The following is a 22,198-nucleotide window of genomic DNA, read 5'->3' as shown; positions in this document are numbered from 1 at the left end:
TCCGCGGTGCGATCCGGTCACGAGTCCTGCTGCCATATCACACGCCTTTCGGGAACGGCAAGGTTCTTACTACCGGTCTCGGATATCGAAACGAGAACAGTATGTCCTCCGCCGCGGCAATGCCGACTGCGCTCGCGCTCGCGGTCGTCAAGACGCTCGTCCTCCTCGTCGGCGGCGTTATCACGTTCTTCGCGTACAAGGCCTACCGACGAACCCGACAGCCGGCGCTTGGCTATCTCTCGCTTGGGTTCGGCCTCGTCACGCTCGGGCTGGTCCTCGCCGGAATGCTGTACGAAATCCTCGACGTCCCGCTGATGACCGGTATCCTGCTCGAGAGTCTGCTCGTCCTGGCCGGCTTCCTCGTTATCGCCCGTTCGCTTTACGTCACCTGAACTGCGTTCGATCCATCGAACGGACGGTGCCCGTCTCGTCCTGGCGCACTCGCTGCCAACCCTTAGCGGAGCGTCCAGCCCGAACAGCGAACTCACCAAATTCTTTTGGGAATACTGGTATGTGTGATGCTATGAAACAACCGCGGCACGGCAGGAGAGACGGCACTGGCCCATGGAGTTCGACCTGCCGTCGTACCCCCCCCCCTTCCTCCCGTCCGCGACGACTCGTCCCATCGAAGTCCCGGCCCGTCCGACTCGACCGACGGTGACGACCTCCTGCGCCGATCACCCAGAGGTAAGTACGTCCCGACTCGAGTAGGGGCTATGCAAGCCGATTTCGACTGCGCAACGGCAGCCGACGGTCGCGGCTCGAGTCGTTCGTTCCGTTCCACGTTCCCGAGTGATCCGTCATGAGCGGGTCCGACGATCCCGAACTGGCCGTCGGCGCGGACGCGTTCGCGGACCGAGGCGCGGGTCTCGAGGTCGCCGTCGTCGGCGCGGGGGCCGTCGGCGCGACTGCGGCCTACGACCTCGCGAGCGAGGGTGCGGACGTGACCCTCTACGACCGCGGATCCGTCGCGAGCGATGCGAGCGGGCGAGCGGCGGGAATCTGCTACGACGCCTTCGCTGACGGACTCGACGCCGCCATCGCGAACGACGCGCTCGAACGGTTCCGTGCCTTCTCGGGCGATGACACCTTCCCGTTCGTCGAGTGTCCCTACGTCTGGCTCGCTCGCGAGAACGACGCGGACAGGGCCGATGCGATCCGCGAGCAGGTGCGTCGCATGCAGGACAACGACGTCGTCGCCTTCGAAATGGACGGTGATGCGCTCGGGGAGCGCTTTGCCGCCCTGCGGACGGACGACATCGCAGTTGCGGGGGTCGCCGGCGGGGCGGGCTACACCGACCCGGCCCGGTATACGGCCTGCCTCGCGGCTGCGGCCACCGGTGCCGGCGCAACCCTCGAGACCGACACGCCGGTCGAGGTACGGGCCGACCCTCCCCGCGTCGTCCGTCCGGACGGCGCAGTCCACGAGGCCGACGCCGTCCTGGTGGCCGCCGGGGCCCGAACGAAAGCACTGCTCGCGGACGCGGGGCTCTCCATCGCAATGAAACCCTACCGCGTGCAGGCGCTCGTCGCCGACGGTGACTTCGCGGAGCCGATGTGTTACGATGCGACCGGCGACTTCTACCTGCGGCCCCACCCCGACGGCTTCCTCGCGGGCGACGGCACCGAGGAACGCGAGGCCGATCCCGACGCGTACGATCGCAGTGCCGACCCGACGTTCGCGGCCGATCTCAGCGAGCGGATCACACACCGCGTTCCGACCGTTGCAGACAGCGACCTCGAGCGGGCGTGGGCCGGACTCTGTACGGCGACGCCGGATCGGGACCCGCTGGTCGGAGCGCTTGCGGACGGGCTCTACGTCGCGACCGGGTTCCAGGGCCACGGCTTCATGCGTGCGCCGGCGATCGGCGAGCGGATCGCGGAAGAAATACTCGGCGGGTCGGGAATCGACGCTTTCGACCCGACCCGATTCGACGGCGACGAGACGTTCGATGTCGTCGAGGGAATGACGCTCGATCGGGACTGAGTCAGTCGTCGATGGCGACCGGTTCCGTTTCGGTATCCGAATCCCGTTCGCGGTCCGTTTCGGCCTCCGACTCGCCGCTCTCCGCGGTACTTCCGACCGATGATCCCTTCGGCAGTTCGACGCGCAACGTTCCCGTTTCGCTGAGTCGCGCCGTGCCGGCGTCCGGATCGACGACCGCGTCGGGCGGGAGTTCCGCTTCACCGTTCAGCGACATTCCGCGACCGGGGAACCGTCTCTCGTACCCCTCGTGGAACTGCCGGAACCGGTCGATGCGAATCTTGACGTGTCCGTCGAGGTAGCGGACCTGCACGTCGTCCGGTTCGGCTCCGGGCGCGTCGAAGACGACGCGATACGAGGTGTCGTTCTCGAGGATGTCGACGGGAAGCGATCGGTGACTCTGGACGCGACCGTTCGCGCGACCGATCTGTCGGTAGAGCATGTTTCCGACGGATTTCCCGAGTTCTTTGAGGCTCACGGAGGCTCACCTCGGGTGGTGTGGACGGCGCTGACGGCGGCCGCGGGGACCGAGAGAAAGGTCTGGGAGTTCATGGCAGACATGGCCGTACGGACGGCTACGGCAGCTGCGTTGATATCTCTTTCGTCGGGATCAAAAGAAAGGTCTGACGAGGGTGCCTGGACTCGGGTCGTGCTCGTCGGGATGGGGGACCGGGCGAACACCGCTCAGAGTTCGACCCGCTCGAGGCAGTCGGTCCCGCCACAGACCGGACACGACAGGTCCGAGACGTCGAAGTCGTCGGGAACGTCGTAGGTGTAGTGGTTCTCGAAGATATCGAGAAAACAGTCCGAAGCGGTACAGACGATCTCTTCCGTCGGAGGCATATCGGCCCTTGGCGGGCCGAACTAATCAACATTGGCTTCACCCCCGGTGACTGCAGGCAGTGCGCCCGTTTGTGGAGGCTCGGGACCGTTTGCGGCTTTCGGTTGCGGTCACTCGGACGGCAATTCGACATCCGATGCAAGCCGATTGATGACCGCCGGTCCCTCGCGATCCCTGACGACCAGTCCAGCGTCCGCCAGCGACGTGAGATGGTGGCTTATCGTGCTCGGGTCCCGATCGAGTTCGTCCGCGAGCGTCGTCGTCTGTGCCGGCCCGCGCTCGGCCAGCACTTCGAGTATCCGTCGGGTCGCCGGCTTCTCGAGTGCGGTCCGGAGCGCGATGTCGACTTCGTCTGTCGCGTCGGTCCGATAGTAACACCGCTTACCCTGGACCTTCTCCGAACGAAGCAGCGTCTCCTCCTCGAGAATGCGGAGGTGGTGCCGAACCGTCGACAGCGATGCGTCGGTCGCGGCCGCGAGTTCGGAGAGGGAGATCCCGGGATCGTCTCCGACCACTCGATAGATTTCCGCCCGGGACTCGTGTGCGAGCGGATCGGAGTCGTCGAACCGGCTGTATCGGAACAGCGACCCGAGATATCGCCACCAGTCGTCGGTACTGGCCCGCTCGAGGGACAGCCGTGCTAGCCGAGCCGTTCCGCCGAGCGACGACCGTCCGACGACGAGTGGCGTGCGTCCGACCGCCGAGGCGTTGACAGCGGTTGCCGTGAGCAGGGTCGCAAGCGCAGTCCTAGCCGCGTCGCCCCGACTCGGCGATGTCTCCGGCGTCGACTCGTCACCCTCGTCGGCGTTCGTTTCGCTGGGTCCCGTCACCGTCGTGACGGGGTCACTCCTCTCGCCGAACGCGGGGTCGGTTCCGCTGCTATCGGACGGGAGGTCAGTCGTGTTGTTCAAGTCGCTAGCATCGTCGGAGACGTTCGAACCGCCGGCGGTATTGGAGTCATCCGACCCGCGGAGACCATCTCCGTTGCTTGTATCGTCGGAGTTGTCAGAACCATCGAGACTGTCGGTGGAATCAGGGGAATCGGAGGCGTCGGAAGGATCGGATTCGTCGGGACTGTCAGCGGAATCAGGGGAATCGGAGGCGTCGGCGGAATCTGAGGTATCGGACTCGTCTGGACTGTCGGAAGAATCTGAGGTATCGGACTCGTCTGGACTGTCGGCGGAATCAGAGGTGTCGGACTCGTCGGGACTGTCGGCGGAATCAGAGGTATCGGACTCGTCGGGACTGTCGGCGGAATCAGGGGGATCGGAGGCGTCGGAAGGATCGGACACGTCCGGGGTGTCTTGGATCGCGAGTGGCGAACGGATGTCGTCCATGCGGTTTAGCGCCTTTCCGGTCTCGAGGCCGACGGTTGCCGTTGCTCCCGCAGTGAGCGTTGTCGCGAGGAGGACCGCGACGGTACTCGCGCGGAGTATCGATCGGAGCGCTGTTCTTCTGGTCATCATACTCGAGGGTCCGTCCGTGGGTCGTCCGCGGTTCGTGAGCGTGCCGTCTGAACGACGGGTCTCCGGTCGTGAAACTGGCCGGTGGCCCGGCGGCACGGCTCACTGTGGAGGGGACGGATCAGCGGGCGGTACCATCGGGGGAGCGGAGACGGGCGGACGCACCGCTCGCCTGTCCACGGACTGCCGTCCCGTCCGTTTCGACCACTTCGGTTGTTAGATACAATCCACTCCCGATGCATTAAACTACTGCAACCGGACGATGTCGGTCGGTGACGGGCGTGGCCACCCCCTGACGCGCGCAGCGCCGCGTGGGCAGTGCCACGGACTCACGACCGCACTTAGCGCGATCGACGACCGCCGATCGACCGCTCGAGGCGGACCGACGGCGTGTAGTCACCGTTTTATCGCTTGAGGCGCTATCGAGAGCCATGACTGACCCCGAGACGCTGTCGGTGACGATCGTCGACGGCTATGTCGACGAGCCCGCACACTTCGGGGTGCCGCCGTACATCTCGACGTACCCCCGATACGCGGCCGGCGCGCTCGTCGACGCGGGCGTTCCGCGCGATCAGATCACGTATCACACGATCGACAGGCTTCGCGACCAGCCCGACTACTGGCGGGATGTCGATGAGGCCGATCTCATGATTTACCTGGGCGGGATGACCGTTCCCGGCAAGTACGTCGGCGGCACCCCGGCCGAACCCGACGAGGTCCGCAAACTGGCCTGGACCGCCACCGGGACGAGCCTGATGGGCGGGCCGGTCAAGTTCGGCGTCGGCGACGAAAACGCCGGCGCGACCGAAACCGAGCGTCAGGACCTCGATTTCGATTTCGTCGCCAAAGGTGACGTCGAGGCCGCCGTCCACGACCTCGTCGACAGCGGTCTCGAGGGATTCAACAACCGAATGCGCGACCTCGACGAAGTGTCGCGGTGGGCCCAGCAGGGTGCGTTCATCGTCGAACAGCATCCGAATCATCCGGCACACCTCATCTGCGAACTCGAGACCTCGCGGGGCTGTGCGTATCGCTGTTCGTTCTGTACGGAACCGCTGTACGGCAACCCCGAGTTCCGGCCGCCGCCGACGGTCGTCGGCGAGGTCGATGCCCTCTCTGACTACGGCGTCAAACACTTCCGGATCGGTCGACAGGCCGATATCCTCGCCTACGGCGGCGACGGCGAGGCTCCTAACCCCGACGCCGTGCGCCAACTCTACAGCGGCATCCGCGAGGTCGCGCCCGACCTCGAGACGCTCCACCTGGACAACATGAATCCCATCACGATCGTGAACTGGCCCGAGAAGAGCCGGGAGGGGATTCGGATCATCGCCGAGCACAACACGCCCGGCGACACGGCTGCGTTCGGCCTCGAGTCGGCCGATCCCGTCGTCCAGGAGGAGAACAACCTGAACGTCACCGCCGAGGAGTGTTTCGAGGCGGTCAGGATCGTCAACGAGGCGGCCGGGTGGCGGCCCGGGGAGGACCCCGCAGACGCGCCCACGTTCGGCGACGGCGCGCCGCGCCGACTCCCCAAGCTCCTCCCCGGGATCAACCTCCTGCACGGGCTCAAGGGCGAGCGCGAGGAGACCTACGAACGCAACCGTGCGTTCCTCCAGCGGGTGTACGACGAGGGCTACATGCTCCGTCGGATCAACATCCGGCAAGTGATGGCCTTCGACGGGACCGACATGAGCGATACGGGAGCCGAGATCGCACACGACCACAAACAGCTGTTCAAACGCTACAAAAAGCGGGTCCGCGAGGAGATCGATAACCCGATGCTCGAACGAGTCGCGCCGCCGGGAACCGTCCTGCCGGACGTCCACCTCGAATACCATCAGGACGGCACGACCTTCGGCCGCCAGCTCGGGACCTACCCGCTGCTCGTCGGGGTGCCGGGCGAACGCGAACTGGGCCGGACGATCGACGTCGCGGTCGTCGACCACGGCTACCGTTCGGTAACCGGCGTCCCCTACCCGCTCGATCTCAACGCGGCTTCGATGAACGAACTCACCGCCATCCCCGGCATCGGCGACAGCACCGCCGGCGACATCGTCGTCAACCGTCCCTACGAGTCGATCGCCGATGCCGATCTCGGGACGGCGTTCGATCTCTCCCAGTTCGTTACGACCCGATCGCTCGAGTCCGCGGACTGAACCTCGTAGTCCGGTCGAACCGCGTCGCCTGCCAACCGACGACACGGTGTCGGTAGTTCTATTATGGAGGCGGATCTGAGGTGAAATCGAGGGTCTGCCTGTGGAAATATCTGAAAAGCTGCTGTGTCTGTTCAGTACGGACGTTTCGGAAGAGGAGGATCGTTACGTCATCGAAGTACCACGTCAGGAGGTCGAGACCGGCGATATCGACCCGGGCGAGGTCTATCGCGTTGCGCTCATCTCGCGCGAAGACGAAGAGACGAGCGACGACGACGGTTCGGCGGCGACCGCGCCACAGAGCGCTCCGTCCGAGCCACAGCCGCCGGTCGACTCCGGCGAAACGCGCTACGTCGAGATCGAAGACATCGGCAAGCAGGGTGACGGGATCGCCCGCGTCGAGCGCGGCTACGTCATCATCGTTCCCGGGGCCGACGTCGGCGAGCGCGTCAAGATCGAGGTCACCGAGGTCAAATCGAACTTCGCTGTCGGCGATATCATCGAAGATACGTTCTAGCGCGGCCTTTTTGCGTCCGGGTCGGCGACGCCGACCTCGCGCAAACCCGTGACGAGAAGGGGCGGGTACGAGCACCGTCTCCGCCCGGCGATCTCAGTTACCTCTGCCCTTCCGAGCAGTAGCTGCCGAACTGCTACTCCGACAGCGTGATCGATGTCGTCAGTTGTACCCCTCACTCAGTTTCCTCGAGCGGCGTCCCGTCGACCCGCTTTGCTCCTTCGGAATCGTGGACGACGATCTCGCCGGGGCTGGGGTCGGCGGGCGCGTACTCGTCTCTGACGGCGATGGCCTCCTCGAGTTCCCGCACGGCTCGTTCCTTCAGCGCTCGAGCCAGTGCCTCGGCGTCGTCCCGGGAGATATCGCGGCCGAGCCCGTCACACTCGTGGGCGCGGAGGACGCCGTCCTCGTCGCCGGCGTCGTGTTCCGCGTCCAGCGCAACGCTGTCGACGGCCTCGCCCATCGGTTGGCTGGTGCCGTCGAGTGCGATACTGAACGGGTAGGTCCGACAGATCAACGGGCGGTCGTCGTGAGCGGTACAAGCTCCCGTCCCCGCCTCGTCTTCCTCGTAAAAGGTACAGTCGCCACAGCCGTCAGTCTGCAGTGCCCACTCGAAGGTCTCGCCCTCGAGTCCGTCGTCACCCGCCGAGAGCCCGTATGGCATGGGCCGAGCGATGTCACGCCAGTCGTAGTCGTCGTCCTGCTTGCTTTCCTCGAGCGCGCGCACTTCGTCGGGAAAGACGGTCGCCGTGTGATCGTCCTCGGCGTCGGCCTTGCAGCAGGCTCCACAGCGAGTACACTCGAAGCCGATCGATTCGATCGCGTCCGCGAGGTCGGCAACGGACAGTTGGCGGGCGTCCTCGAGTTCGGCGTCGAGCGATTGCACGCTCGGGGGGAGGGGGCCGACGCGGAAAAGTCAGTCGCCCTCGGGCGGGGTCGCCCGGTCGCCGTCCCACGCGATACGACCTTCGACGGCGAGTTTCTCGAGGTGGGCGCGGACCGTCGCCCGCGCGAGGTCGCGCACGCCGGAGAGATCCTTCTCGTACGCTCCGTCGAGGATTTCGCCGATCGTCTCGGCACCGTCGGTGACGGCCTCGAGCACCCGTTGTTCGCGGTCGGCCCGGTGGGAGAGCAGTCGTTCGAGGGTCGCTCGAGGGGCGTCGATTTCGGGACCGTGGCCCGGATATAGTACGGGCGGGTCCATCGCCCAGAGCCGACGCAGCGTCGTCACGTACGCGCGCATGTCGCCTTCGGGTGCGCCGACGACGACGCTCCCCTCGCGGACGGCACAGTCGCCACACAGGATCGGGCCGGTGCGGCCGGCCGCGATCGCGATGTGATCCGGCGCGTGGCCCGGGGCGTCGAGGAGTCGAACGTGCTCGTCGCCGAGTGGGATCGTCGTCCCCGGTGCGAACGTCCGATCGGGGGCCAGACCCGTCGCGTCTCGAAACCGATCGACGCGCCCGTCACGCGCCCAGACGGTCGCACCGGTCTCGGCCGCGTAGGCGTCGACGGCACCGACGTGATCGGGATGGGTGTGGGTGACGAGGACGTGGTCGACGGCTCGCTCCCGGACCGCGCGGTCGAGGGCATCGGTTCGGGCTGCCGGATCGACGAGGATGGCCGATTCGGGGTCGGATTCGCGACCATCCCGGTCGTCGTTCGGCGACGAGCCCGTCGGCTCCCGAAGCAGGTAGGCGTTGGTCTCGCCGGTCGGCGCGCGCGTCGCAACCGGGACGGACCACCGAGTGACATCCATGTCCGGACGGTGCGACCGAGCGGAAAAAGGCGTATCGACGGACGGCCGGTGTGCGACTCCACCTCCCCCACGTGGTAGCGACCCGCACCGGGCGAATCAGTGGTTGAGGAAGTAGACTTGCTTGCGGGCGTCTCGGAAACTGTACCTCGAGCCGACGAGTCCGACGTCCTCGAGTCGGTTGAGCGCGTAGCGAACGGTGCGGTCGGGAAGCAGCGATTCCTCGGCGAGTTGGCCCTGCGAGAGCGGCGACTCGGTCTCGAGGACTTTCGCGACGAGTTTGGCACTCGGTGGGAGATCACGGAGGCGGTCGCGGTACTCGTCCTCGGAAAGGGTTTCCTCGGCGGCAGCGCCACGGTTCTCGGCTGTACTCGTGCTCATACCTACGTCAGCGGAATCGTCAGTGGTAAACCTTCCCTATATGTGGATACGAACAATGCAGTTTGTATAAGGCATAGAGTACTGTATTAACACACTAATATTTCGGCGCGTTTCCGGTGTCGATCGGTCCGTGAACGCGGCGACGGCGGGCGACGAACCGGCCGCCCTGGTCGGCGGACTCCAGTATCGTTTTATCCCATCGCAACAGTAGATTCGCCCAGTGTGAAAGGACAGGAGTGGTACCAAGCCGACGACATCGCCGAGGAATACGACGACAAGCGGTTCTCCCAGGGTGGCCAACTGATCGACCGCCGGGAGAAGGAGGCCGTCCTTGAGGCCATCATGCCGGTCGAGGACCGGAAGGTCCTCGAAATCGCCTGTGGTACCGGGCGATTTACCGTCATGCTGGCCCATCAGGGGGCCGACGTCGTCGGACTCGATATCTCGGCAGCGATGTTACAGCAGGGACGCCGGAAGGCGAAAAACGCCGACCTCGCGGGGACGATCGAGTTCCTCCGCGGTGACGCCGGGCGGCTGCCGTTTCCGGACGATCACTTCGATACCGTGGTCGCGATGCGGTTCTTCCATCTCGCGGACGATCCCAAGGCGTTCTTGGAGGAAATGCGACGGGTCTCTCGCGATCAGATCGTCTTCGATACGTTCAATCGGTTTTCGACGCGCAGCGTCTACAACTGGGCGCTTCCGATGGGGTCGCGACTCTACTCGACGAGCGAGGTCGCGGTCCTCCTCGCGAAGACCGATCTCACCCTCGTCGATGTCGAGGACGACTTCCTCCTCCCGTACGGCCTGTATCGGTCGATCCCCAACGGCCTCGCGTCCCCGCTTCGCGCACTCGACAAGGCGGTCGGCGAACTCCCGGTCACCGACCACTTCGCGTCGGTGTCGTACTGGAACGCACGCGTTCGCTGATCGAACCGAGTGAAATCCCATCTATTTACTATCAGGGACCCCTATCGGGCAGTATGAAGCTCTCGGTAGTCGTCTCGACGCTCAACGACCGGGAGCGATTGCTGTCGTGTCTCGACGCCCTCGCGGCGCGGACGCCGTCGTCGACGGAGGTCATCGTCGTCAACGGCCCCTCTTCGGACGGGACGACCGGCGTCGTCCGAGAGCGCGACGATGTCGACGTCCTGGTCGAAATCTCCGAACGGAACCCCGGCGTCTCCCGCAACGCCGGCTTCGAACTCGCGACGGGGGACGTCATCGCCTTCCTCGACGGTGAGTACGCCATCGACCACAGCTGGTATTCCGCCATCGACGAGTCGCTGGCCGACGAAACGGCCGTCGTCACCGGCCCCGTCACCGGCGGCCCCGTCGGGACCGATCTCCAGTCACCGCGGCGGGTCGCGGGGCAGCCCGTCACCCTCTTTCACGGCGACAACGTCGCGTTCGAGCGCTCCGTTCTCGAGTCCTTGGACGGGTTCGACGAGTATCTCGAGGACGGGAGCGAGCGCGATTGCGCCCACCGCGTGGCCGGCCTCGGCCACGACGTATCGTGGTCCGCGACGATGGCCGTCCGGTGTGAGATCGGGACGGACGGCGGCCGGGCCGACCCCGACTGGGGGACGACCTACCGGTCGCTGTCCTACCGGCTCGCGAAGAATTACGGGCCGCGACCGACCGTCCTCGCTCGAGCCGTCGGGAGCGCACTGTGTGACGGCGGCAGCGGCGTTCGCCGGCTGGTCTCCGGCGAGGCCACGCCGACGGGGTGGGTCTCGGACGGCACCGATGTCGTGACGAACATTACGCGCGGGCTCTGGGACGGCGTTCGTGCCCGGTATATCGATCGCTCGAGTCAGCGCAACCCGAACGGGCTCTCGAAGCGTCACGACCGAGCGGTCCGGGTTTACGACCGACGCTAATCCTGCGGTTCGATGTCGGAGCCCGACCGGACGCGCGGTGTCTCTTCTCACAGGCCACCAGCCAGCCGCTCCCGATCGATCCCCGTGAGGGGCGGACTCGCGATGTCGGTCGGCCCGCCGTCACCGACGCTTCCGCTACAACCGATCCGGCGCGAGCGCGTCGATCGTCGTCTCCGCGACCGCGTTCGAGGCCGGTTCCGGAACCACGACGATCGGGTGATCGATTCCGGTCTCGGCGACGAGCGTCCGGAGCCGATCGCGGGCCTCGGCGGGCGGTCCGGCGACGCCGAGATCAGCGACCATCTCGTCGGTGACGGCGCTTACGGCCGCGCTCCGCTCGCCGTCGCGCCACGCCTCGGCGATCCGGTCCGCCTCGTCCGGGAACTCGGTCGCGACCGCTCTGCGATACCCCTCGCCGCTCCCGACGTAGTACGCGACGTGTCGCCGCAGCGTGTCACGGGCCTCGGTCGGGTCCGCACTGACCGCCGCGGGCACGTAGGGCGCGATCGTGATGTCGCCCGGATCGCGGTCGCGTTCCCGCGCGGCCGTCGCGACCTCTTCGAACGCGTCCTCGAGCCGCGAAAACGGGATATTGTGCGGGATCCAGCCGTCACAAAGCCGGCCGACGACGCGGCGATTCGCCGGCCCGAGTCCGGCGTGGTAGATCGGGACCGAGCTCTCGATCGACGGGAACGCCGCTGCCTCGAGCAGTTCGCCGTCGTAGTCGACCGGCTCGCCGGTCCCCGCGGTGAACGCGCGCAGCAGTTCGATCGTCTCGTGAGCGCGCCGTACCGGCCGGTCGAACGCCATCCCGTGGAGGTCCTCGACCGCCGCGGCCGTGCTCGTGCCGAGGCCGAGCGTGAACCGCCCGTCGGACGCGTCCTCGAGCGAGGCCGCCGTCATCGCGAGGACGGCCGGCGATCGGGAGTAGACGTTCAGGATCGCGGTCCCGATTTCGATCTCCTCGGTCCGACAGGCCATTTCGGTGGCCTGGACGACGCCGCTGGCACCCCAGAGCTCGCCGACCCAGACCGCGTCGTACCCCTGCGATTCGGCGCGGACGGCGACGTCCGCGAGGTCCACGTCGCCGAAGGCCGTGACCATGAGTCCAACGTCCATGCGCCTCCCGTTGTGCTCCAGTGACAAAAATCGACGCCTCGGTCGGGTCGCGCACTCCGGCCGATTACCGGCTACGAACGGCCCTCCCGCCCCGTCACTCGTGTTCGGCGTCCGTCCCGTGGGTGGTCCGAATCCCCGTCGGTGACATCTGTGCTCCTCTCATGCCCCGCGACCGTCGAAGACGACCTCGCCGTCGACGAGCGTCATCGCGACGTCGATCTCGTCGATCCGATCCGAACGCTCCCACGGCGACGCCTCGAGCACGACCAGATCGGCGCGCTTGCCGGATTCGACCGTCCCGAGTCGGTCGTCGTCGAAGCCGGCGACGGCTGCACCCCGCGTGTACGCTCGCAGCGCCTCGGTGACCGAGAGCCGCTGTCGGTCCGTCGGCGCGTTCACTGCGTGGTGGACTCCCAACAGCGGGTCCAATGGCATGCAGTCCGAGCCGAACGCGAGGGGGACACCCGCATCGAGCACCCGGCGGAACCGGTTCGTCCGCTCGCGTCGCTCCGTGCCGAGACACCGGTCGTAGAGCCCGCCCTCGGCGGCCCAGCGGTGGAAGTTCGGCTGCATCGAGGCGACGATCCCCGTCTCGGCCATGCGCTCGAGGTGGTCGTCGGTCGCCAGCTCCGCGTGCTCGATCCGGTGGCGCGAGCCGCCGGGATCAGCGGTCGACTCGAGGATCGACAGCGTCTCCGCGATCGCTTCGTCGCCGATGGCGTGGACACAGACCTGATACCCTTCGCCGTCGGCGCGGTCGACGAGGGTGGAAAGCGCGTCGGGGTCGACGACCCACTGCCCGCGATCGCCGTCGGGTGCGGGCGTCTCGTCTTCACGACTGGCATCGTCTGTATCACGACTGGCATCGTCTGTAGCGTCCCGGTCTCCGTCTGCGTCCGCGTACGGCTCCCGAAGCCTCGCCGTCCGACTCCCGAAACTCCCGTCCGAGAAGGATTTGATCGCCCCGGTCCGGACCCGTTCGCCGCCGTCGTTCGTCCCGACGCCGACGTCGACGAGCGCCTCGAGGTGGTCGCTCCAGTAGTCGATCCGGACGCGCAGGGGAAGGTCGCCGTCGGCGGCCATCTCGCGGTAGGTCCGCGGGGCGACCGAACCCCGAACCTTGTCGTGGACGCCGGTGACGCCGCGTTCGACCGCGTACTCCGTCGCGGCCGTGAGCACTGTCCGCATCTCCTCGCGGTCGGCCGTGAGCCCCGTCCTGACCGCCTCGGCGGCGTCCTCGACGGCGACCCCGGTCGGCTCGCCGCCCTCGGTCCGGAGGTCGGAGGCGGGCAGGTCGTCGGCGAGGCGCTCGAGCGCGACCGTGTTCAGCGAGGCGGTGTGTAGATCGACCCGCATCGCGACGACCGGCCGATCCTCGCTGACGCGGTCGAGGGCCGCCCGTGTCAGCGGCGTCGACCGTGCGTCGGTCCACTCGCTTTCGTCGTAGCCGAATCCGAGAATCCACTCGCGGGCCGGGTCACGCGCGGCCTGCTCGCGGAGCAGGCGCACACACTCGTCGGGACCATCGGCGTCCGAGAGATCGGCGTGGACGAGGTGTTGCCCCAGTTGCTCCATGTGCGTGTGCGCGTCGATGAATCCCGGGAGGACGACCCGCCCGCCGCAGTCGATCACGTCGGTTTCGACGCCCGCGAGGAACGTGACCTCGGACGGTCTCCCGAGACGGACGATCTCGCCGTCGCGGATCGCGACTGCGTCGGCGACGGTATCGGGCTCGGTGAGCGTGTGGACCTCCGCGTCGACCAGCAGGCGATCAGCGGCCGCAGTCATGCGAAAGTGCCGGCGGGCGAGCGACAAAACAGTTCCGTCCTCGCACGGGTCGCGCGCCCGTCGGGAGCAGTAGGGTTCGCCAAACAGCCCACTCGAGCGCGTACGACGGGCTTACGGCCCCCGCTCGAGCGCAAGGTTGACTTGGCCGTCAGTTGACCGGCCCGTATGATCGATCGCGAAGGCCGCGTCATCTTCGGCTCGTTGCTTCTGGTCGTCCTGTCACTCGCCGGATCGATCGCCGTGGAGCGCCAGTTCGGAGTCGCGATCTGGGACCGACCGCTCCTCGCGTTCCTCCTGTTCGCCGGCGTCGCCGTGGCGGTGCCGCAATTGTACCTCGCGGCCACCGACGACACCGAGGCTCGGTTCCGGAGCAGGGTCCGGTTCGCTGCGGTCGCGACGGCGACGCTCGCGATCGTGTTCGCCGCCGATGCGGACGGGGGTCGCCATCTGGTGATCGCCCTACTCGGAACCGGTTCGATCGTCGCGCTCGTCTGTTACGAGGTGGTGGCGGACTATCGCACGCCGAGCGACGACTCCGTGACGGGAGTTCCGTAACCGACGCAATGCCGTCACCGTGACCGTGGGCTTCCCGTGGCAATCAGCAACTGTTAGGACCCACCACCCTCTTGGCCCATCCATGACGGACCCCGAGGACCTCGCCGAGCGGGTACGCGAGGGCGACCTTCGCATTCACGAACTCGAGGAGCACGCCGACTACGACACCGCAGCCCACGCACGCCGGTTGCTCGTCGAACGCGAGACGGGAACCGAACTCGAGGCGATCGGCGACTACGCGTTCCCCGCCGAAGAGGCGGATCCGAACATCGAGAACATGATCGGCGCGGCGCAGGTGCCGATGGGCGTCGTGGGTCCCGTTCCCGTCGCGGGCGGCGCGGCCGACGGCGAGCACTACCTGCCGCTCGCGACGACCGAAGGCGCGCTGCTGGCGTCGGTCAACCGCGGCCTCGGCGTGATCCGGTCGGCCGGCGGCGCGGACGCGCGCGTGACGAAAAACGGGATGACTCGAGCGCCGGTCTTTCGGGTGGCAGGCGTGGCGGAGGCCGCCGAGACGGTCGAGTGGGTCGAGGACGAGTTCGAGACGCTCCGGGCGGCCGCCGAGTCGACGACCAGCCACGGCGAACTGCTCGATATCGAGCCCTACGTCGTCGGCGACTCCGTCTACCTGCGCTTCGCCTACGACACTAAGGACGCGATGGGAATGAACATGGCCACGATCGCAACCGGCGAGGCCTGCGAACTCGTCGAGAGCGAGACGCCAGCCTCCCTCGTCGCGCTCTCGGGGAACCTCTGTTCGGATAAGAAACCGGCCGCCATCAACGCCGTCGAGGGGCGGGGACGCTCCGTGACGGCCGATGCCCTGATCCCCGGCGAACTCGTCGAGGATCGCCTCCACACGACCGCCGACGCCATCGCCGAGGCCAACACGCGAAAGAACCTGATCGGCAGCGCCAAAGCTGGAAGCCTGGGGTTCAACGCTCACGCCGCCAACGTCGTCGGCGCGGCCTTCCTCGCGACCGGCCAGGACGAGGCCCAGGTCGTCGAAGCGGCGAACACGATCACGACCATGGACGCTCGCGAGCGCGAGGACGGCACCACCGACCTCTACGCCAGCGTCTCGCTGGCCTCGCTCGAGGTCGGAACCGTCGGCGGCGGCACGAAACTTCCGACCCAGGCCGAGGCACTCGATATTCTCGGCCTCCGGGGCGGCGGCGACCCGCCGGGCTCGAACGCCGACGCGCTCGCCGAGATCATCGCCGTCGGCGCGCTCGCCGGCGAACTCTCCCTGCTCGGCGCGCTCTCTTCGCGACACCTCGCGAGCGCTCACGAGGATTTGGGTCGGTAGCGTCGACAACTCTGTCTCGCAGACAGCGCATTGCAGTTCGGGTGCGCTCAGTCAGGCGGGACCGAACCCGGTCAGCACTCCGCTGTTGGCTCCCCGGACCCGTCGTCGCGGCGTCGCCTCGTTCTGATCGCGATGTACCCACCCGACAGGACGAGCAGTACCAGTCCGAGCGCGACGTGGGCTCCCGTCGATCCGACCAAGACGAGAAGCCACCCGACGGCACCGCCCCCGTGTCCGAGCGTGAGATCGTACTGCCCGACGCTCGCGTGGACCGCGGCGAGAGCGGCGAACGTCGCCGCGAGAACCCATGTCGCCCCGACGGTGGCGTCGATTCCGACGACGGTCTCGCTGACGACTCGTCCGTAGACGAGCAACCCGATCGCGGCCACCAGCCCCGCGCCGACGACAGGTGCCTGGAGGTCGACGGTTTCTGCCATACCCTACGGACCCCCCGTGACGGGATAGCCGTGGCGATACGACGCCGACGACCTACAACAGTCGATACCGCCCGCGGCTCTCGCTGACGACCCCGCGCCGCGTCAGTTTCTCGAGCACGTCCCGTGCGTCTGCGGCCGAGACGCCGCGCTCACTGGCGTACTCGGCGACCTCGTCGTCCGTCGGTTCCTCGAGCGCGTCGAGGGCCCCTTCGACGATCTCCCGTTTGCTCCCGCTGCGGCTCGGCCCGCGCGGGTCGCGGTCGCCGGCCGCGTCGACCTCGTCGACATCCAGGCCGGATTCCGCGAGATACTCGTCGTCGTCGACGACGCCGTCGGCGACCGCCGTCTCGAGGGCGGCAAAGGAGTCCAGTTCGGCGAAGGCCTCCCCCTCGCCCTGGCGGGTGGCGAGCATCGAGGCGCGAACGTCGCGGGCGTGGGCGGCGTCGTCGGTCTCGACGAACTTCTTGCGTTTCTCGTAGGCCCGGCGCGAGCCACAGCGGGGACACTGGGTCGTCTCGGAGCGCCCCTCGATGATCCAGAGGTTCGAGCACTCGCTACAGCCGACGACGGCGTACATGTCTTGCCGTGAGCGTTCGACCCTGTTTAATCGCTCGGAGTGGCGGCAAGTGACAACGCTTCTGTATGCGCCCCGCCAGGGGTGTCCCATGAGCGACGACGAAGGCATCGACACGCCCGACGAGATAGCCGGCATCGGTGATGCCCGCGCGGTGCTCGGTATCGATCGCGACGCGGACGACGACGCGATCGATGCCGCGTTCGAACGGCTCGCCGACGACGCGGACGGCGACCGATACTGGACCGCGGTCGCAGCCCGCGAGGTCGCCCGACTCGGCTCGGTACGGAACGGACTGGTGATCGCCGACGTGCTTCGGCGGCAACCGACGCCGGCCGATCTCACCTCCCTCGCCGATGCGGCGTCACTGCTCTCGTACAGTCCGCCGCCGAGCGAGTCGCGGCAACGAACCTCCTACAACCGCGGTCTCAGTCGCACGCTCGAGACCATCACCGAGCGGCTCGCAACCCTCGCGGCGGGGTCCGAGTTCGACGTCTCCGAGGGGACCGTCCGAGCGGTCGAGGTCGCGTCCCATGCGCTTCGAGAGCGGGATCTCACGGCCGGAAAGCGGTGGGTGCTCGGGCCGGAAGCCGGGACGGAGACGACAGCGAGCGGCGGGTCGGCTGCCGAACCCGACCCGATGCCGGACCGAGACACGCTCGTCCACGGGTGGGCGTACAGCGTCACCTCGGACGGCTCGATCGAGTACTACGCCGCGCCGAACGGCGATACGCTCATCAGACTCACGACGGCGACCGCTCCCGGCGGCCCGGAGACCGGCTGTGAAGCGACGCGTATCCGGGACGGCGACGACTGGGAGACACGAACCGGCAGATACGGTGAACTGAAGCGCCTCGTCAAGCGATGGATTATCGACCACGACGCGACCGATAGGCCCCGCTGACCGTCACTGCACACTTGTTCGCACGACGGCCGTGCGAGCGGCGTGTCCCTCGGTTCGATGCCCCCGTCTCGAGTCGAACCCGACTGCGACGCCAGCGTGCTCAGTGTGCGGAGACGTCCGAGAGGACGTTCAGACAGTAAACGCCGGCGAGGATGAGTCCCATCCCGGCGACGGCCGCCCCGTCGAGGTGTTCGTCGAACGCGAGCACGCCGATGGCCGCGACGCCGATGATCCCGAGCGCGGCCCACGTCGCGTAGACGATGCCGACCGGCAACTCCTCGAGCGTCAGCGAGAGCAGATAGAAGGCGAGGCCGTAGCCGATCACGACGCCGAGACTCGGCAGCGGTCGCGAGAACCCGTCGGAGAGTTTGAGGGCCGTCGTTCCGAACAGTTCCGACAGGATCGCCCCGCTGAGTATGACGTACGGGTTCATACAGCGACGTAGTTATAGAAAACTACTATTCCTTTCGCATCGCTGCGGATCGACGGGACGGAACCCGCCGGTATCCGCGGACCCGTGTGTGCGCCGTCGCCGTTTCGCCGCTGTGGAACGGGGTTCGCACACGACCTCGAGCCGGTGTGACGGTCGACGAGTACAGCAATCACGCGAATAGTACGGCCGTCAGCGGGGCAATCAGTGGGTCCGTGAGTACGCTAATAGCTACGAATACCACGGAGTTATATATTCGACTTCGAAAGAGGGACCGATGGCAACCGAGTCACGGTCGTCGGACTCGTGGGGTATCGGACGGATCGGATCGTTTCTCGAGCGTCTGGGGCCGACGTGGCTCGCCGGCGCGATCGCGGCGGGGCCGGCGACCATGGCCAGTCTGCTGGTCGCGGGCGCGAGCTTCGGCTACGCCCTGCTGTGGGTGGTCGTCCTCTCGGCCGTCCTCGGGACCGTCGGGCAGTATCTCTCGATGCGGCTGGGACTGCTCACCGAAGCGGGCATCGTCGCGGTCGTCGAACGCCACCTCGGCTCGCGGTGGGCCTGGGTGCTCGTGATCGACGTTGTAGTAGCTGCGGGGTTAGCACAGCTCGTGATTATGAAGACGCTCGCGGGCGTGACTGCGACGATCGCCGCCAGTGCGGGCGTCGGTATCGCCGCCCTGACCGATCCGCGACTCTGGGGCGTCGTCTGGGCGGTGGTGCTCGCCGCAGGGCTCGCGGGAGGTGGCTACCGCTTCGCGGAGGTCGGCGCGAAGGTCCTCGTCTCGGTCGTCGTCGCCGCGTTCGTCGCCTCGGCGTTCGTCGTCCCGATCGACCCGATGGCGGCGGCGAGCGGGCTGCAACCCACGATCCCGGCCGGCGTCGACGGGGCGCTCGTCGCCGCAGGCATCCTCGGCGGCGCGGTCCACATCACGCTGTTGACGATGCAAAGCTACACGATGCGCGCCCGCGGCTGGACGCGCAGCGAGTCCGACATCGCGACGTTCGATGTCGTCAGTTCGATGCTCGTCGCTTTCGGCGTCTTCAGCCTCGCCGTCTTCCTCGTGGCGGCGAGCGTCCTCCCGTCGACCGGCGTCGATCCGGCGACGATCGACGGCGTCGGAGCCGCGCAAACGCTCGGTCCGATCGCCGGCGAGTACGCCACGTGGCTGTTCTTCGCCGGACTGTTGGGTGCGGCAGTTTCGACGCTCGGGGGCAACACGATCGTTCCGCCGTACCTGCTCGCCGACAAGTTCGGCTGGGATCGGTCCGTCGATGATCCCCGCTACCGGGCCACGATCGTCGTCGCCGCGCTCGTCTCGGCGATCGGCCCGTTTCTCGGCGGGACGTTCTTCCAACTTCTCGTCCTCACGCTCGCGTTCGGACTCGTCGGGACACCCTTCGCTATCGCGGTGCTCCTCTCCCTGTTGAACGACCCCAGCGTCGTCCCCGAGACGAACTCGGTGCCGGCCAACGTCGGCGGCCTCGCGCTCTTTGCCGTCGCCACCGTCCTCGCTGGCGAGTTCGTCCTCGCGGAACTCGAGACGGTCACCGAGCCGCTTTCGGCGTTCGTCGTCGCCTTCGCGGCGGCGATGGCACTGGCGATCATCGGCGTCGCTGGGCGGTACGGCCGTGATCGGGTCGCCGCTCGCTGAGCCGGATCGCGCATCGGTCGCGTTCGCGACGCGAGGTCAACCCAGAACGGCGGTGATCACCGCGAAGAAGACGAGCGCGCCGCCGGCGGTAACGGCGGCCGAGACCGTCAGCGGCAGGAGGACTCGCGCGGCCGTCCGTACCGTCTCCGTCGCCGATTCGACCGCGGTTGCGGGACCGTGAACGTCTCGTTCCATACCAGCGATGCCCACATCCTGGCCCTTGAAAGTCAGTCAGACGGCCGACAGACGCCGATGCGATTTCAGCCGCGTCCGTCTGTGTGTTACTCGAGCGGCTGGCCCGAACACGTTTTCCGGACAGTCGTGGCCTCAGTCGATCGCTTTCCGCATCTCGACGTGCGGGATACCGGCTTCCTCGAACTCCTCGCCGTGGCGTTCGTACCCCAGGCTCCGATAGAAGTCGGCGGCCCGCGTCTGTGAGTGGAGTTTCAGCGCCGTGATTCCCGCATCGATGGCCCGCTGTTCGAGCGCGTTCATCAGTGCGCGACCGACGCCGTCATCCCGGTGGGACTTGCGGACCGCGACGCGTTCGACTTTACCCACGCCCGCCTCGTACTCGCGCAGTCGCGCCGCACCGATCGGCTCCGCACCGTCGTACGCGACGAAGTGGACGGCGGTCTCGTCGTGGTCGTCGTACTCCAGTTCTTCGTCGACGCCCTGCTCCTCGACGAACACCGCCCGTCGGACCGCGAAGGCGTCGTCGCGCTCGCGATCGGTCTCGGCGGCCCGCACCTCGAGATCGTCCATCGAGCGGGTGTACGGCCACCGATGACGAGTGCGTTACGATACGCGCTGCTCGAAGCGTGACTCGCCGTTTGCCGGACACGCCGGAAAGAGAATCGGGAGAGTAGAACGCTTCCGAGAACCCCCTCCAGGAGGTTCCCGAGTACGTCAGAACGCGTCACGTTCTGACTGTCCGAAACGCCGGCGTCCGCCAGCGTTTCGATATGCTTGCGACGTCGCCGCAAGCGGACGAGAACCCCTCTACGAGAGTTTCTCGATGTTCGTGACGACTTCGTCGGCGAACTCGCTGGTGGCGAGTTTCTCGGCGTCCTCGAGGTTCCGCTCGAGGTCGTAGGTAACCTTGCCCGAGGAGATGGTCTCCTCGACGGCGTCGCGGACGAGGTCAGCGGCGTCGTCCCAGCCGATGTAGTCGAGCATCATGCGGCCCGAGAGGATCATGGCGGTCGGGTTGACCTTGTCCTGGCCCTCGTACTTGGGTGCGGAGCCGTGGACGGGTTCGGCCAGCAGGAGGCCGTCGCCGAAGTTCGAACCGGGGGCGATGCCGAGGCCGCCGATCTGTGCGCCGGCGGCGTCGGACATGTAGTCCCCGTTGAGGTTCATCGTCGCGATGACGTCGTAGTTGTCCGTGCGGGTCAGGAGCTGCTGGAGCATGTTGTCGGCGATACGGTCGTTGACGACGACCGCGTCCTCGGGAGCCTCGCCGTCACGCTCCTCCCAGAGGGTGTCCTCGGTGATGACTTCGTCGCCGTACTCCTCTTCGGCGACCTCGTAGCCCCAGTCGCGGAACTGGCCCTCGGTGAACTTCATGATGTTCCCCTTGTGGACCAGCGTGACCGAGTCGCGGTCGTGTTCGAGGGCGTAGTCGATGGCGCGGCGGACGAGTCGCTTCGTCCCGAACTCCGTGATCGGCTTGACGCCGATGCCGACGGGGCCGTCGTGGATGGTGTTGTCGAAGCCCATGTCCTCCTCGACGAACTCCTTGACTTCCTCGACTTCGTCGGTGCCTTCCTCCCACTCGATGCCGGCGTAGACGTCTTCCGTATTCTCACGGAAGGTAACCATGTCCATCTGTTCCGGCTCGGAGACGGGCGACGGGACGCCGTCGAGGTAGTAGGTCGGGCGGACGTTCGCGTAGAGGTCGAGTTTCTTCCGCAGCGCGACGTTCAGCGAGCGGAAGCCGGCACCGACGGGTGTCGTCAGCGGGCCCTTGATCGCGACGCGGTGTTCCTTGATCGCTTCGACGGTCTCGTCGGGCAGGTTCTCGTCGTACTTTTCGCGGGCGGACTCGCCGGCGTAGAGACGCATCCAGTTGATGTCGCGGCCGGTTGCCTCCGCGGCGGCCTCCAGGACCGTCTGTGCGGCGGGACCGACGTCGCTCCCGACACCGTCCCCGTAGATAATCGGGATGATCGGGTTATCAGGAACCTCGAGTTCGTCCTCGGTTCCCTCTTTCAGCGTGATCCGTTCCCCGTCCTCGGGGACCTCGATCTTGTCGTAGCTCATTTCGTCTGTACGGTTCTTCGACGGGGGTAAAAGGTCTACCATTTCCATCGCGGGCCGGCAAAAGTTGAACGATTCCCTGCCCTTCTTGAGTGGCTCATCCTCCCGAAAACGCCCGTGTTGGCGGAGACACTAGGTCGGCGTATGGCGGCTCTCGATATGGTGCCCCATCATATGGTGGGTACACG

24 protein-coding genes are annotated in these 22,198 nt (G+C 66.9%); 10 read left to right on the top strand and 14 right to left on the bottom strand.

Annotated features, from left to right (window positions below; genetic code table 11):
* The first annotated feature begins 101 nt into the window (after positions 1–101).
* Together FGF80_RS15285 and FGF80_RS15280 are read left to right on the top strand one after the other, a co-directional pair.
* Positions 102–392, top strand: coding sequence for a DUF7521 family protein (locus tag FGF80_RS15285; RefSeq protein WP_006187220.1), 291 nt, complete (start codon positions 102–104; stop codon positions 390–392).
* Positions 393–802: 410 nt separating this feature from the next.
* On the top strand, positions 803–1,987 hold the full coding sequence (locus FGF80_RS15280; protein ID WP_138654967.1) for an NAD(P)/FAD-dependent oxidoreductase: 1,185 nt from the start codon (positions 803–805) through the stop codon (positions 1,985–1,987).
* A gap of 1 nt (position 1,988) precedes the next feature.
* On the opposite strand, the gene FGF80_RS15275 is transcribed toward FGF80_RS15280, so the two are convergent.
* The 3 genes from FGF80_RS15275 to FGF80_RS15270 form a co-directional block, all read right to left on the bottom strand.
* The gene (locus FGF80_RS15275) at positions 1,989–2,462 is read right to left on the bottom strand and encodes an Hsp20/alpha crystallin family protein (protein ID WP_006187222.1); all 474 of its coding nucleotides are present in this window, start codon (positions 2,460–2,462) and stop codon (positions 1,989–1,991) included.
* Between the two features lie 206 nt (positions 2,463–2,668).
* Complete coding sequence (locus tag FGF80_RS19310; protein ID WP_006187223.1) at positions 2,669–2,827, bottom strand: DUF7559 family protein; 159 nt, start codon at positions 2,825–2,827, stop codon at positions 2,669–2,671.
* 108 nt (positions 2,828–2,935) lie between these two features.
* Positions 2,936–4,288: a helix-turn-helix domain-containing protein gene (locus FGF80_RS15270; RefSeq protein WP_138654965.1), complete on the bottom strand. Its 1,353-nt coding sequence runs from the start codon at positions 4,286–4,288 to the stop codon at positions 2,936–2,938.
* 431 nt (positions 4,289–4,719) lie between these two features.
* On the opposite strand from FGF80_RS15270, the gene FGF80_RS15265 reads away from it, so the two are divergent.
* Positions 4,720–6,447, top strand: a complete 1,728-nt coding sequence (locus tag FGF80_RS15265) for a radical SAM protein (protein WP_138654963.1) — start codon at positions 4,720–4,722, stop codon at positions 6,445–6,447.
* 100 nt (positions 6,448–6,547) lie between these two features.
* The gene (locus FGF80_RS15260; RefSeq protein ID WP_006187226.1) at positions 6,548–6,961 is read left to right on the top strand and encodes a TRAM domain-containing protein; all 414 of its coding nucleotides are present in this window, start codon (positions 6,548–6,550) and stop codon (positions 6,959–6,961) included.
* A 172-nt stretch (positions 6,962–7,133) separates the two neighbouring features.
* On the opposite strand, the gene FGF80_RS15255 is transcribed toward FGF80_RS15260, so the two are convergent.
* From FGF80_RS15255 to FGF80_RS15245, 3 genes are all read right to left on the bottom strand, one after another.
* On the bottom strand, positions 7,134–7,844 hold the full coding sequence (locus tag FGF80_RS15255) for a YkgJ family cysteine cluster protein (RefSeq protein WP_006187227.1): 711 nt from the start codon (positions 7,842–7,844) through the stop codon (positions 7,134–7,136).
* 30 nt (positions 7,845–7,874) lie between these two features.
* Positions 7,875–8,717, bottom strand: a complete 843-nt coding sequence (locus FGF80_RS15250) for an MBL fold metallo-hydrolase (protein WP_138654961.1) — start codon at positions 8,715–8,717, stop codon at positions 7,875–7,877.
* Between the two features lie 96 nt (positions 8,718–8,813).
* A complete protein-coding gene (locus tag FGF80_RS15245; protein WP_006187229.1) occupies positions 8,814–9,095 on the bottom strand; it encodes a MarR family transcriptional regulator in 282 nt (93 codons plus the stop codon).
* A gap of 222 nt (positions 9,096–9,317) precedes the next feature.
* On the opposite strand from FGF80_RS15245, the gene FGF80_RS15240 reads away from it, so the two are divergent.
* On the top strand, positions 9,318–10,025 hold the full coding sequence (locus tag FGF80_RS15240; protein WP_006187230.1) for a class I SAM-dependent methyltransferase: 708 nt from the start codon (positions 9,318–9,320) through the stop codon (positions 10,023–10,025).
* Positions 10,026–10,078: 53 nt separating this feature from the next.
* Positions 10,079–10,978, top strand: coding sequence for a glycosyltransferase family 2 protein (locus FGF80_RS15235; RefSeq protein WP_138654959.1), 900 nt, complete (start codon positions 10,079–10,081; stop codon positions 10,976–10,978).
* A gap of 135 nt (positions 10,979–11,113) precedes the next feature.
* Here the strand turns inward: FGF80_RS15235 and FGF80_RS15230 are convergent, their stop codons facing one another.
* Positions 11,114–12,097 (bottom strand): LLM class flavin-dependent oxidoreductase, encoded by a 984-nt coding sequence (locus tag FGF80_RS15230; protein WP_006187232.1) that lies wholly within the window; start codon positions 12,095–12,097, stop codon positions 11,114–11,116.
* A gap of 159 nt (positions 12,098–12,256) precedes the next feature.
* Positions 12,257–13,885, bottom strand: a complete 1,629-nt coding sequence (locus FGF80_RS15225) for an amidohydrolase (RefSeq protein WP_138654957.1) — start codon at positions 13,883–13,885, stop codon at positions 12,257–12,259.
* Positions 13,886–14,050: 165 nt separating this feature from the next.
* Between FGF80_RS15225 and FGF80_RS15220 the strand changes: the two genes are divergently transcribed.
* The gene (locus tag FGF80_RS15220; RefSeq protein WP_006187234.1) at positions 14,051–14,440 is read left to right on the top strand and encodes a hypothetical protein; all 390 of its coding nucleotides are present in this window, start codon (positions 14,051–14,053) and stop codon (positions 14,438–14,440) included.
* 82 nt (positions 14,441–14,522) lie between these two features.
* Positions 14,523–15,749, top strand: a complete 1,227-nt coding sequence (hmgA, locus tag FGF80_RS15215; protein ID WP_006187235.1) for a hydroxymethylglutaryl-CoA reductase (NADPH) — start codon at positions 14,523–14,525, stop codon at positions 15,747–15,749.
* A 71-nt stretch (positions 15,750–15,820) separates the two neighbouring features.
* On the opposite strand, the gene FGF80_RS15210 is transcribed toward hmgA, so the two are convergent.
* Together FGF80_RS15210 and FGF80_RS15205 are read right to left on the bottom strand one after the other, a co-directional pair.
* Positions 15,821–16,186, bottom strand: a complete 366-nt coding sequence (locus FGF80_RS15210; protein ID WP_006187236.1) for a hypothetical protein — start codon at positions 16,184–16,186, stop codon at positions 15,821–15,823.
* Between the two features lie 52 nt (positions 16,187–16,238).
* On the bottom strand, positions 16,239–16,763 hold the full coding sequence (locus FGF80_RS15205; protein ID WP_006187237.1) for a DUF5817 domain-containing protein: 525 nt from the start codon (positions 16,761–16,763) through the stop codon (positions 16,239–16,241).
* 88 nt (positions 16,764–16,851) lie between these two features.
* On the opposite strand from FGF80_RS15205, the gene FGF80_RS15200 reads away from it, so the two are divergent.
* The gene (locus FGF80_RS15200) at positions 16,852–17,664 is read left to right on the top strand and encodes a hypothetical protein (protein ID WP_138654955.1); all 813 of its coding nucleotides are present in this window, start codon (positions 16,852–16,854) and stop codon (positions 17,662–17,664) included.
* Between the two features lie 100 nt (positions 17,665–17,764).
* On the opposite strand, the gene FGF80_RS15195 is transcribed toward FGF80_RS15200, so the two are convergent.
* Entirely contained in the window at positions 17,765–18,097 is a 333-nt protein-coding gene (locus FGF80_RS15195; protein WP_006187239.1) for a DMT family transporter, read from the bottom strand.
* 274 nt (positions 18,098–18,371) lie between these two features.
* Between FGF80_RS15195 and FGF80_RS15190 the strand changes: the two genes are divergently transcribed.
* Positions 18,372–19,748: an NRAMP family divalent metal transporter gene (locus FGF80_RS15190; RefSeq protein WP_138654953.1), complete on the top strand. Its 1,377-nt coding sequence runs from the start codon at positions 18,372–18,374 to the stop codon at positions 19,746–19,748.
* A 36-nt stretch (positions 19,749–19,784) separates the two neighbouring features.
* Here FGF80_RS15190 and FGF80_RS19305 read toward each other — a convergent pair whose 3' ends face one another.
* The 3 genes from FGF80_RS19305 to icd form a co-directional block, all read right to left on the bottom strand.
* Positions 19,785–19,943, bottom strand: coding sequence for a hypothetical protein (locus tag FGF80_RS19305; RefSeq protein WP_006187241.1), 159 nt, complete (start codon positions 19,941–19,943; stop codon positions 19,785–19,787).
* A gap of 132 nt (positions 19,944–20,075) precedes the next feature.
* Positions 20,076–20,513, bottom strand: a complete 438-nt coding sequence (locus FGF80_RS15185) for a GNAT family N-acetyltransferase (protein WP_006187242.1) — start codon at positions 20,511–20,513, stop codon at positions 20,076–20,078.
* A 237-nt stretch (positions 20,514–20,750) separates the two neighbouring features.
* Positions 20,751–22,013, bottom strand: coding sequence for an isocitrate dehydrogenase (NADP(+)) (gene icd, locus FGF80_RS15180; RefSeq protein WP_006187243.1), 1,263 nt, complete (start codon positions 22,011–22,013; stop codon positions 20,751–20,753).
* Positions 22,014–22,198: the final 185 nt, after the last annotated feature.

Origin of the sequence: Natrinema pallidum (assembly GCF_005890195.1) — an archaeon.
In the GTDB taxonomy this organism is placed as follows: domain Archaea; phylum Halobacteriota; class Halobacteria; order Halobacteriales; family Natrialbaceae; genus Natrinema; species Natrinema pallidum.
The sequence above is the reverse complement of the archived record's forward strand: the minus strand, read 5'-3'. Positions and strand labels throughout refer to the sequence as shown.